9 protein-coding genes are annotated in these 11,481 nt (G+C 64.8%); 6 read left to right on the forward strand and 3 right to left on the reverse strand.

Annotated features, from left to right (window positions below; genetic code table 11):
• Positions 1 to 20: 20 nt before the first annotated feature.
• Positions 21 to 1,280 (reverse strand): flotillin family protein, encoded by a 1,260-nt coding sequence (locus L5G32_RS16340; protein ID WP_237012132.1) that lies wholly within the window; start codon positions 1,278 to 1,280, stop codon positions 21 to 23.
• The gene (locus L5G32_RS16345) at positions 1,277 to 1,813 is read right to left on the reverse strand and encodes a hypothetical protein (RefSeq protein ID WP_237012133.1); all 537 of its coding nucleotides are present in this window, start codon (positions 1,811 to 1,813) and stop codon (positions 1,277 to 1,279) included. The genes L5G32_RS16340 and L5G32_RS16345 overlap by 4 nt, the downstream gene beginning before the upstream one ends.
• A gap of 156 nt (positions 1,814 to 1,969) precedes the next feature.
• On the opposite strand from L5G32_RS16345, the gene L5G32_RS16350 reads away from it, so the two are divergent.
• The 6 genes from L5G32_RS16350 (at position 1,970) to L5G32_RS16375 (ending at position 9,634) form a co-directional block, all read left to right on the forward strand.
• The gene (locus L5G32_RS16350) at positions 1,970 to 2,956 is read left to right on the forward strand and encodes an alpha/beta hydrolase (protein ID WP_237012134.1); all 987 of its coding nucleotides are present in this window, start codon (positions 1,970 to 1,972) and stop codon (positions 2,954 to 2,956) included.
• Entirely contained in the window at positions 2,950 to 3,852 is a 903-nt protein-coding gene (locus L5G32_RS16355; RefSeq protein WP_372491712.1) for an SDR family NAD(P)-dependent oxidoreductase, read from the forward strand. Before L5G32_RS16350 ends, L5G32_RS16355 begins: the two co-directional genes overlap by 7 nt.
• Before the next feature lie 21 nt (positions 3,853 to 3,873).
• Positions 3,874 to 4,797 (forward strand): ferritin family protein, encoded by a 924-nt coding sequence (locus tag L5G32_RS16360; protein WP_237012136.1) that lies wholly within the window; start codon positions 3,874 to 3,876, stop codon positions 4,795 to 4,797.
• 11 nt (positions 4,798 to 4,808) lie between these two features.
• Positions 4,809 to 6,308, forward strand: a complete 1,500-nt coding sequence (locus L5G32_RS16365; protein WP_237012137.1) for a flavin-containing monooxygenase — start codon at positions 4,809 to 4,811, stop codon at positions 6,306 to 6,308.
• A gap of 9 nt (positions 6,309 to 6,317) precedes the next feature.
• The gene (locus tag L5G32_RS16370) at positions 6,318 to 7,058 is read left to right on the forward strand and encodes a MerR family transcriptional regulator (protein WP_237012138.1); all 741 of its coding nucleotides are present in this window, start codon (positions 6,318 to 6,320) and stop codon (positions 7,056 to 7,058) included.
• Between the two features lie 341 nt (positions 7,059 to 7,399).
• Positions 7,400 to 9,634, forward strand: coding sequence for an NADP-dependent isocitrate dehydrogenase (locus tag L5G32_RS16375; protein ID WP_237012139.1), 2,235 nt, complete (start codon positions 7,400 to 7,402; stop codon positions 9,632 to 9,634).
• 95 nt (positions 9,635 to 9,729) lie between these two features.
• Here the strand turns inward: L5G32_RS16375 and L5G32_RS16380 are convergent, their stop codons facing one another.
• Positions 9,730 to 11,127: an MFS transporter gene (locus L5G32_RS16380; protein WP_237012140.1), complete on the reverse strand. Its 1,398-nt coding sequence runs from the start codon at positions 11,125 to 11,127 to the stop codon at positions 9,730 to 9,732.
• Between the last annotated feature and the right edge of the window lie 354 nt (positions 11,128 to 11,481).

Genomic DNA, 11,481 nt, shown 5'->3' on the forward strand with positions numbered 1-11,481 from the left:
CGCTCCGCTCGACCAGCGGGTCAGTCTTCGAGCTTCTTGTCTCCGCCCGAGGAGTCGCCGAGGTCGGCGAGCATGCTGGCGACGTCGATGCCGGTGGTCGAGCGGATCACTTCGAGAGTGCTTGCGACACCGCTGCCTGCGCTGCGGGTGAGCGGGCTGACCGAATCTCCGATGAGCGTGATGTTGGAGTCGGTGAGCGGCTCGGAAGCAGCGCTGACGATCTCGGGCAGTTTGCCCAGGACCAGTTCGAGCTGACCGACCTTGTCGAGCTTGCCGAGCGCCGCGGCCCGCTTCTCCAGTGCGTCGGCCTCGGCCTCGCCCTTGATGCGGATGCTCTCGGCCTGCGCTTCGGCCTCGGCGGTGATCTCCGCCTTGCGGGCTTCGGCGCGCTGCTGCGCCGCGTACAGGTCGGCCTCCGCCGGACGACGAACCTCCGAGTCGAGCTGGGTGTCGCGCAGGCGAGCGTTCTGCTCGGCGACCTCGTTGTCCTTCTCGACCTGAATGCGGCGACGCTCGGCTTCGACGAGGGGACGCACCGCGTCCGCCTCGGCCGCCGCACGGTCGGTGGCCTGGCGGGCGGCCTCACGCTGGATGTCGAGTTCACGCTGCTGCTCGATGATCGCCTGCTCGTTGGCGATCCGACTCTGCTCGGCGACCCGGTGAGCTTCCGCGCGGGACTGGGAGGCGATGGCCGCCTGATCCGATCGTTCCTTGGCAGCGAGGTCGCTGAAGTACTGGCCATCCGAGTCTTGGACGTCGTTGATCGAGAAGCTGTCCAGGAGCAGACCCTGATTGCCGAGGATCTCCTTGATCGACTGGGCGACCTGGTCGACGAGCTGCTGCCGGTCGACGAGGATGCTCTTGGCCGTCATGGTGCCGACGATCGAGCGCAGTTCACCGGACAACTGTTCGGTGACGAGCAACTTCACTCGGTTCAGGTCGTCGCCGAAGCGGGGACCGGCTTTGAGGATGGACTCCGGGGTGTCACCGACTTTCACCACGGCCACGCCGCGGACCTTCAGTTCGATGCCGTCGTTGGCAGGTGTCGACGTGTCGAGATCGGCTTTGATCGACGACAGCTGGACGCGGGTGGCTCGCTGCACGACGGGCAGAACGAACGTCCCGGTGCCGCGGTACACCTTGCCCTGATGTCCCTTGCCGGTACCGGTGACGATGAACGCCTCCTCGGCGCCGGGCACGCGATAGCGCGACAGGAGCAGGAGTACGACGAGCACGAGCAGGACGGCTACGACGGCCACGGCCGTGATGATCGCGGTCATGGGTGATCATTCCCTTCTGGGTGAGTGGCCTCGTCGAATGTCAACGACGAGACATAGAAACCTTCGCGACTGTCGATCTTCTCGACGATGACCGCTCGGTCGTTGTAGGCGAATGACTCCTCCGAGGTGACGGTGACCTGCCGTGTGCCGAGTGGGGTCGCGACCTCGGCGGTGCCGAATCGGCCCTGAGCGACCGGTTCGACGATGCGGACCGTCGAGCCGAGGAGGTCGTACGACGGCAGTTCCTCTTCGGACCCGACGAGGTAGCCGAGCACGGCGAACGCGACGAGCCCCAACACGATTCCCGCGACCGCCCCGGACAGGAGCGCGACGGGCGTGCTGGCTGCGTCGAAGACGAGGAGACCGCCGGACAACAGTCCGAAACCGGTCAGGAACGGAGTGGCGACCGACACGAGGCCCGCACCGGAGTCACCGAGGTGGATGTCAAACGAGCCGAACTCGAAGCCGACTAGCGACAGGAGCGTCAGCGTCAGACCGACGAGACCTATCGCGAGGAGAACGATTCCGAGCACTGGCGCCCCGTTTCTGCAGAGTTTCGCGTAAATCCATTCTGTCACAAGGGGGAAGGGTGTCCGCTTGCGCGAATGAAGCAGGAGGAGCGGAGTGCAGACAGGGCCATCAGTAACCGTGCCATTGACAATTGGCACAGTGGGTGGTGCCATCTATTCATGGTTGAAACACAGAGAGCCGAGCCGGTGCCTGTCTCGGCGTCGCAGCGGTCGAGGGCGGCAGCGCTGGCCACCAGAGTCATGCTCGGGACGTTCACCCAGTTCGTCGGAACGGGTCCGTCCGGAGTGCGGCTGGCCAGACGGACGATCGCGACTCTGATGCGCGCCTTCGGCTCGATGCCCACGGGAACGACGATCGAGAAGGTCGACGCCGGAGGTGTGCGGGGCGAATGGGTGTACGGCCCCGGCGTGGACCGCACGTCGGCTCGAGTCGTCTATTTCCTTCACGGGAGCGCCTACATGATGTGCTCGCCGGCGACGCATCGGAGTCTTGCGGCGCGTCTGTCGCAGATCACCGGCCTCCCCGCGTTCGTCCTCGATTACCGGCTCGCGCCTGAGCACCGATTTCCGGCGGCGGCCGACGACGTCGACGCGGGGTGGGAGTGGCTGATCGCGCGGGGATACGACCCAGCAGACATCGCCGTCGTCGGAGACTCCGCAGGCGGACACCTTGCAGCAGCGTTCCTGTTGAACCGTGCTGCCGCGCAGCAGTCTCTGCCCGCGTGCGCCGTGATGTTCTCACCGGTCGTCGACCTGACCTTCGGTCTGGCGGCGCAGCAGGAGCGGGTTCGTCGAGATCCGATGGTTTCGGCGGCTCGGGCCCGCCGTCTCGTCGAGCTCTACACCGTCGGCGCCGACTTTCAGGATCCTCGTCTGACGCTCCGGTACGGCAGCGCCCGCGACTGCCCTCCGGTGCTGGTCCAGTCGGGAGGTGCGGAGATGCTGCAGGCCGACGCACGGCACTTCGCCGAGAACTTCGCCGCCCGCGGCGGGGTCGTGACCAACGAGTTGTGGCCGGAGCAGATGCACGTCTTCCAAGCGCTGCCGCGATTGGGTCCTGAGCCCGACGCCGCCTTGCGCCGCGTCCGCGACTTCGTCGCCGACGCGTTCGATCTCAGCCGCACCGAAGAAGGAGTGGCATCGTGACTCCGGTCGACTCGCTGCTCGTCAACCTGGTCCGCGCCCGACGCAGCCACGGAGCCGACGCGGTCGTCACCGGCGCGGGCAGCGGCATCGGTCGAGCGTTCGCTGTGGAACTCGCTGCCCGCGGCGGTCACGTCGTCTGCGCCGACATCGACCCCGATCGCGCCGCCGAGACCGCCGGGATGATCACCGCGGCGGGCGGTCGCGCAGTCGCGCAGTTCTGCGACGTCAGCGTCCTGGACGACGTCGTCAAGCTTGCGGACGTGGTCGTCCACGAGTTCGGTGGTCCACCGACGCTCGTCGTCAATAACGCGGGAGTAGGCATCGGCGGACGGCCGGTCGGCGAGGTCGGTATGGACGACTGGAACTGGGCGCTCGGTATCAACTTGTGGGGAGTGATCCACGGCTGTGAGACCTTCGCGCCGCTCGTCCGATCAGCTGGTAAGGGCGGGATCATCAACGTCGCGTCGGCCGCAGGATTCGCCGCGGCGCCGACGATGGGGCCGTACAACGTCGGCAAGGCAGGCGTTATGTCGCTGTCGGAGACGCTGTCCGCCGAAATGAGCGGAACCGGAGTCGCCGTCACTGTCCTCTGCCCGACGTTCGTCAAGACCAACGTGGCGCGCGACGGCCGGATCACCGACACCGGTCGCGGACTCGCCGACTGGCTGATGGAGAAGACCGGCCACTCCCCGAAGAGTGTCGCCGCAGCGACGCTCGACGCGAATGATCTCGGACGCCTCTACGTCGTACCGCAGATCGACGCGACCCTCGTCTGGCATCTCAAACGGCATCTTCCGGCGCCGTACACGTGGGGCGCCGGGCTCTTGAACCGTCTGCTGCCCGAGGAACAACCGGCCGCGTCGGCCGACGCCGTCGAACCCGTCCGAACCCGCTAGAACCGCCGAAGGAGACTCGTCATGGCCATGGACATGGACCGCATGCTGGCAATGATCAAAGAGCGCCAGTGGGCGCTCGCCGACATCGACTGGGAGGGGCCGGGCGCCGAACTCATCGAGCCGGAACTGCACGCGAAACTCAAGCCGTTCCTCTCGGACCTGATGTGGATCGAGAACGTCGGAGCTCGCGGATTCGCGGCAATGGCGAAGAAGGCCCCGACTCCCACCCTCAAGAGCATCTATGAGCATTTCCACGCCGAAGAGCAGAAGCACGCCAACGCCGAGCTCGCGCTGATGCGGCGCTGGGGGATGCTCGACGCCGACGAGATCCCGTCGCCGAACGTCAATGTGCAACTGATCATCAACTTCCTCGACAAGCACGCCGACGGCATGTCGCTGTCGTTCCTTGGCACGGTGATCCCGATGCTCGAAGTCGCACTCGACGGTGCACTCATCAAATTCATCACCGACGAGGTGAGGGATCCGGTCGCCCAGGACGTGTTCCGCCACATCAACTCCGACGAGTCGCGGCATCTCGCCGTCGACTACGAGGTGATGGACATCCTCGGCCACGCGGACCTCCGCAAGCTGCTCACCGACTTCATCGGCGGCTGGCTCAACCCGTCGCTGTTGGTCGGCTTCCTCAGCTACATGCCGTTGCTGAACAAGATGCGCGACAACATCGTCGCGATGGGTGTCGACGAGGAGAAGCTCTACGTCGCGATGCGGAAGTACCACTCGGTGGGCGAGCGCAGCGAATTCGTCCATCGGCTGCCGATGTATCGACTCGTGTCGATGCACGGCGCGTGGGTTATCAACCGCAACAACCTGCCGTACCACCTGGTCGCCGACAGTCTGGTCAAAGTCACCGGAAAGATCCCGTTCGCGCTCGTCCACCGAACTCCCTCGTGGTCGCAGGAACTGACCTACGAGCCGGCAGCCTGAGAGGCACGCACATGAGCATCGCAGTAGCCGTCATCGGCGCCGGATTCGCGGGGATCGGCGCGGCAATCAAGTTGAAACAGAAGGGCATCGACGACTTCGTCGTCTTCGAACGTGGCGATCGCGTCGGCGGGACCTGGCGCGACAACACCTATCCGGGCGCCGCCTGCGACATCCCGTCCCATCTGTACTCGTACAGTTTCGCGCCGAACCCCGAGTGGTCGCACACCTACTCGGGCAGCGCCGAGATCCTCGACTACATCGACGAGATGGTCGCTTCGTTCGGCGTCGCCGAGCACATCCGCTTCCGGCGCGAGGTGGTTGGCCTCTCGTACGACGAGGCGTCGGGGGAGTGGACCGTGCGCTTCGCGGGCCGTCGCCGGGCTGTGAAGGCGCGGTCGGTGATCATGGCGGCCGGGCCGCTGGCGAATCCGTCGTTCCCGGATCTCCGCGGTATCGACGATTTCGATGGGTGCAAGATCCACAGCGCCCGATGGGATCACGACTACGACTTCACCGGCAAGAAGGTCGCGGTGGTCGGCACCGGGGCGAGCGCCGTGCAGATCGTGCCGCATCTTGTCCGGTCGGCGGCGTCGGTGAAGGTGTTCCAGCGGACTCCGGGGTGGGTCCTGCCCCGAGTCGACGTCGAGACCGGCGAGTTCGCCAAGGGCGTCTATCGTGTGGTCCCGGGCGCGCAGCGACTTGCTCGTGCGGCTTGGTACTGGGGTCATGAGTCGATCGCCTTGGGTGTCGTATGGGACACGCCGCTCACCCGTGTCGTAGAGACGGTGAGCAGACTCAATCTCCGTCTGCAGGTGCGGGATCCGTGGCTGCGCCGCCAGCTGACGCCGGACTTCTCGGCGGGCTGCAAACGCCTGCTGATGACCAGCGACTATTACCCAGCGCTGCAGGCCGACAACTGCAAACTCGTCACCTGGCCGATCGCGCGGATCGCACCGAAGGGAATCCGTACCGTCGAAGGCGTCGAGCATCAGGCGGATGTCATCGTGTTCGCGACCGGATTCGACGTCGGCAAACAGGGGACGCCGTTCCCGGTCACCGGTGTCGGCGGGCGGGTGCTCGCCGACGAATGGGCAGGCGGCGCATACGCATACCGGAGTGTGAACGTGGCCGGATATCCGAATCTGCACATCACGTTCGGTCCGAACTCCGGGCCGGGCCACAACTCGGCGCTGGTCTACATGGAGGCGCAGATCGACTACATCACCGACGCCGTCACCATGATCGAGAAGAACGATTGGAAGGCGCTCGACGTCCGAGAAGAAGTCCAGTCGGCGTACAACCGGGACATCCAGAAGCGTCTCGGAGCGACGACGTGGAACTCGGGCTGTCAGAGTTGGTATCTCACCGAGGACGGATTCAACGCCACGATGTTCCCCGGATTCGCGACCCAGTACACGAAACAATTAGCGCGAGTGGATCTGCAGGACTACCGAATTCTCGTGCACGCCTCGGAGCCCCGCGACGCTTCGGAGCCTGCGATGTCGGGATAAGGTCGGTCGATGACCGAGTACCGGATCGACGATCTCGCACGTGAGTCGGGCACCACGACCCGGAACATCCGCGGATACCAGGAACGGGGACTCTTGCCCGCACCGCTGCGGCGCGGGCGGGTGGCCATCTACACCGAACGACACCTGGCGAACCTGCGGGCGATCAACGACCTACTCGGTAAGGGATTCAATCTCAAGCACATCGCGACGTTTCTTACCAACCCTCGCGCACGAGTCGGCGAGGCGCTCGAGCTCGCGGACGTACTCGGCGAGCATTGGTCGCGGGAGCCGAGTCGTCGGATGTCGCGACGAGAGTTGGCGGCGAAGCTGGGTGCGGCCGACGACGAGACCATCGACCGGTTGGTGAACGCGGGGATCGTGAGTCGGATCGACGGATCGAGCGACGTACAGGCGATCGATTCGCGGATCGTAGGCAATCTCGCCACGTTGATCGACCGCGGCATGCCGTTCGAATCGGTGGTCGCCGCACACGCGGAGTTCACCGACAAATTGTCGGAGGCGGTCCGAGTCCTGATGCGCGCCGCACACGACGAGTTCATCCGACGTGAAGGGATCGGGTGGACCCCGACGACACCGGATGAGGTCGCTTGGGCAACCGATCTGATCGCCGCCATGCGGCGGGTCGCCACCGCCAATGCGTACAGCGCACTGGATCGGGCGCTCGACTCCGCCCTCGACGAGCAACTCCGCGAGCACGAGCAGGCGTCGACTTCTCGGCAGCAGGCTTGAGCCACCGGTCTGCTCCGTGCGGCGGCGTCCAGACACGCCTTCACCCGCCGAGGGATCGTTCGGTCTCCAGCGTATGATGCCGGTGGAAGCGCTCGGCTCGACAACGCCGTCCCGAGCACTGCAAATCGCCGGTAGACACCGGTCGATTTCACCCGATCTGACATTCGCTGACAGATCCGCACCGCTGTCCACAGCAAGCGGTGCTGGTCGGTGACCCATGGTGTGTGCGCTGCCTCGCAAAAACGAGGACCGGATGCACCGGGTCACAACAAGCGGGACAATGTCAGCGACGCAAATAACGAGTTCCACAAGAACACGATCGAGAAGAGGCAGCGACACTCATGACCTCCCAGAAGCAGACGATCATCTACACGCTCACCGACGAGGCTCCCCGCCTGGCGACTGCAGCGTTCCTGCCGATCATCCGCACTTTCGCCGGGCCAGCCGGAATCGACGTCGAGACGAGCGACATCTCAGTCGCGTCGCGAATCCTGGCCGCGTTTCCGGACTACCTGACCGACGAGCAGAAGGTTGACGACAACCTCGCAGAGTTGGGTCGCCTCACCCAGTTGCCGGAGACCAACATCATCAAGCTGCCGAACATCAGCGCTTCGGTGCCGCAGCTGAACGCCGCGATCCGGGAGCTCCGGGAGAAGGGCTTCGCAGTCCCGGACTTCCCGCAGGACCCGAAGACTCCTGAAGAGGAGCAGATCCGCGACCGGTACGCAGCATGCCTCGGTAGCGCCGTGAACCCGGTTCTCCGCGAAGGCAACTCGGACCGTCGTGCGCCGAACGCGGTGAAGGAGTACGCCCGGGCCAACCCGCACAACATGGGCAAGTGGTCGATGGCGTCGCAGTCGCACGTCGCGCACATGACGCACGGCGACTTCTACGCAGGCGAGAAGTCGATGATCCTGGACCATGCATGCGAGGCGCGTATGGAGGTCGTGACCCCCGACGGTCAGACCCATCTGATGAAGACGGTTCCGCTGGACGAGGGCGACGTCATCGACAGCATGTTCATGAGCAAGAAAGCGCTGCTGGACTTCTACGAGGAGCAGCTCAACGACGCCAAGGAGACCGGCGTCATGTTCTCGCTGCACGTCAAGGCGACCATGATGAAGGTCTCGCACCCGATCGTCTTCGGACACTGCGTCAAGGTCTTCTACAAGGACGCCTTCGCCAAGCACGGAGACCTGTTCGACGAACTCGGCGTCAACGTCAACAACGGCATGGCGGATCTGTACGACAAGATCGAGACCCTCCCCGCGTCGAAGAAGGAGGAGATCGTCGAAGATCTCCACCGTTGCCACGAGCACCGGCCGGAACTGGCGATGGTCGACTCGGCCCGCGGCATCTCGAACTTCCACTCGCCGAGCGATGTCATCGTCGACGCGTCGATGCCCGCCATGATCCGTATCGGCGGCAAGATGTACGGCGCCGACGGTCGTAAGAAGGACACCAAGGCAGTGATGCCGGAGTCGACGTTCGCTCGTATCTACCAGGAGATCATCAACTTCTGTAAGACCAACGGCTCGTTCGACCCGACCACCATGGGCACCGTCCCGAACGTCGGCCTCATGGCGCAGAAGGCTGAAGAGTACGGCTCGCACGACAAGACGTTCGAGATCCCCGAGGGCGGAGTCGCGAACATCGTCGACGCGTCGACCGGCGAGGTTCTGCTGTCGCAGGACGTCGAGGCGGGCGACATCTGGCGCATGTGCATCGTCAAAGACGCCCCGATCCGCGACTGGGTGAAGCTCGCGGTCACGCGGTCGCGGGAGTCGGGCATGCCCGCCGTGTTCTGGCTCGACCCGTACCGCCCCCACGAGAACAACCTGATCTCGCTGGTCAAGAAGTACCTGCAGGATCATGACACCGAGGGCCTCGACATCCAGATCATGTCGCAGGTGCGTGCCATGCGCTACACGCTCGAGCGTGCGTGGCGCGGACTCGACACCATCTCGGTGACGGGCAACATTCTGCGTGACTACCTCACGGACCTGTTCCCGATCCTCGAACTGGGCACCAGCGCCAAGATGCTGTCGATCGTTCCACTGATGGCGGGCGGCGGCTTGTACGAGACGGGCGCGGGCGGCAGTGCGCCGAAGCATGTCAAACAGCTCGTTGAGGAGAACCATCTGCGGTGGGACTCGCTGGGCGAGTTCCTCGCCCTCGCTGCGAGCCTGGACGATCTGGGGCGCAAGAACGACAACGCGAAGGCTCGCGTGCTCGGCGAGACGCTCGACGCGGCGACCGGAACACTGCTGAAGAACCGGAAGTCGCCGTCGCGCACGACCGGTGAGCTCGACAACCGAGGCAGCCAGTTCTACCTCGCCCTCTATTGGGCGCAAGAGCTCGCAGCACAGTCGGAGGACACGGAACTCGCGTCGCACTTCACTGCTGTCGCCGAGAAGCTCGCCGCCGACGAGCAGAAGATCATCGACGAACTGTCTGCGGTACAGGGCAACCCGGTCGACCTGGGTGGCTACTACGAAGCCGACGTCGACAAGATGGCGGCGGCGATGCGCCCGAGCGCGACGTTGAACGCGCTGCTCGACGAGGCAAGCGTCTGACCTGACAGCCGACGTTGATACGACGCGACCCCCGAGATCGCTCTCGGGGGTCGTTTCGTGTGTCCGGTGTGCCGCTGTGTTCCGGGTCAGCGTCGTCAGCAGGCGACGTCGTCGACGACCAACGCTTTGTGTCGCGGGATCGCCATGGAGCTGAAGAAGGCGATGAGGCATACGGCCAGACACACCAGGACGGTCGCCGAGTACGCCGAGATCGTCGGAGTGACGACGATCCCGCTGCGTGTCGAAGTGGAGACGGTCGACGCAGTGAGCAGCATGCCGACCACTGCGGTCGACGTCGACGTGCCGATGGCTCGCATGAGGGCGTTGACGCCGTTGGCCTCCCCGGTCTGAGACGTCGGGACCACTTGCATGATGAGGGCGGGCATGGCCGAGTACGCGAGGCCGAGGCCCGCGCCGACGAACGCTCCAGATAGAAGGATCGACAGCCAGTTCACGGTCCACGGACCGACGAGCGCGAGCAGGAAGACCACATAGCCTGCACCGATCACCAGGCCGCCGAACGCCAGGGAGATGCGTGCACCGCGCCGATCGGTCAGCCATGCGCTGACGTACGAGAAGCCGAACATGACCAGACCCATCGGCATCAGGACGAGGCTGGCCATGACCATGGTCATGCCGACGCCGCCAGGTGTTTCGGTCGGAGCCATGAGGAGCTGGATGGGCGCCATCTGCGACGCGTAGAACGCGAATCCGGTCGCGATCGACGCAATGTTCGTCAGCATGATCGGCTTGCTGGTGAGGACGTCGAGGTCAATGAGAGGGTTCGTGGCACGACGTTCCCATCGCCACCAGATGACTGCGGCCACAACGAATGCCGCGAACAGTCCGAGGGTGAACGGTTCGGCCCAGCCCCACTCCGCGCCCTTCGACACCGGCAGCAGGACGAACGTCAGAACCGCTGTGAGGCCGATGGCTCCGATCACGTCGAACCTGCCGCCTGCGCGTTCCTCGCTCTCGGGTACGCACAACCGCAGAGCGATCCCACCCGCGACCGCGGTCGCGGCGCTGATCCAGAACAGTGCATGCCAACTGATCTGTTCAGCGATGACGGCTGCGAACGGTAGGCCGAGCGCGCCGCCCACTCCGAGCGATGCGCTCATGGCGCCGACCGACGAACCGAGTCGATTAGCCGGGACGATGTCGCGCAGAATGCTGATGCCGACTGCGATGGTCCCGATGCCCACACCCTGGAGGGCGCGCCCGAGCAGGAACGGCAACAGCGCTGTCGACACGGCACAGATCGCTGAGCCGACGGCCACCGAGACCATGTTGCCGATCATCACGCGCCGCTTGCCGTACATGTCGCCCAGCCGACCTGCGATCGGTGTCGCCACGGCTCCGACCAGGAGCGTGATAGTCAGCGCCCAGGAGGCGTTGCTCGACGAGGTGTGAATGAGGTCAGGGAGTTGCGGTATGAGGGGGACGATGATCGTCTGCATGAGCGAGACGACGATGCCTGCCGCGCACAGCACGACGACAGCGATCCGAGGGTAATTAGTTGGCGTAGACAGGATTTCAACTTTCTGAACAATTCTTCGCCTTCAACCCTATGGCCTGGCCATCTATTCCGCACTTCGCCCTGCTGGTCGAGCGTCCCTACGTTCGCTGGTCGAGCCCTTCTTGCTGGTCGAGCGAAGTCGAGACCCCCGCCCGCCGGTCGAGCGTCCTTGCGTCCGCTGGTCGAGCCTCCTACGTTCGCTGGTCGAGCGGAGTCTCTAATAGATGGTGACTGGCCGGAGGCTGGTTGGGGGAGGATGGTTGCTGGCGCTTCGGGTATGACTTCGCGGAGTCTTGCCGCCCTACATTTTGGTGGGGTTGGCTTTGTC

The sequence above is a fragment of the Gordonia zhenghanii genome, assembly GCF_021738965.1.
GTDB lineage: Bacteria > Actinomycetota > Actinomycetes > Mycobacteriales > Mycobacteriaceae > Gordonia > Gordonia zhenghanii.

Bases quoted from the DNA above. Each gene is read 5' to 3' on its own strand.
- L5G32_RS16340 (WP_237012132.1), bottom strand. From the start codon at position 1,280: ATGACCGCGATCATCACGGCCGTGGCCGTCGTAGCCGTCCTGCTCGTG.
- L5G32_RS16350 (WP_237012134.1), top strand. From the start codon at position 1,970: ATGGTTGAAACACAGAGAGCCGAGCCGGTGCCTGTCTCGGCGTCGCAG.
- L5G32_RS16360 (WP_237012136.1), top strand. From the start codon at position 3,874: ATGGCCATGGACATGGACCGCATGCTGGCAATGATCAAAGAGCGCCAG.
- L5G32_RS16375 (WP_237012139.1), top strand. From the start codon at position 7,400: ATGACCTCCCAGAAGCAGACGATCATCTACACGCTCACCGACGAGGCT.
- L5G32_RS16370 (WP_237012138.1), top strand. From the start codon at position 6,318: ATGACCGAGTACCGGATCGACGATCTCGCACGTGAGTCGGGCACCACG.
- L5G32_RS16365 (WP_237012137.1), top strand. From the start codon at position 4,809: ATGAGCATCGCAGTAGCCGTCATCGGCGCCGGATTCGCGGGGATCGGC.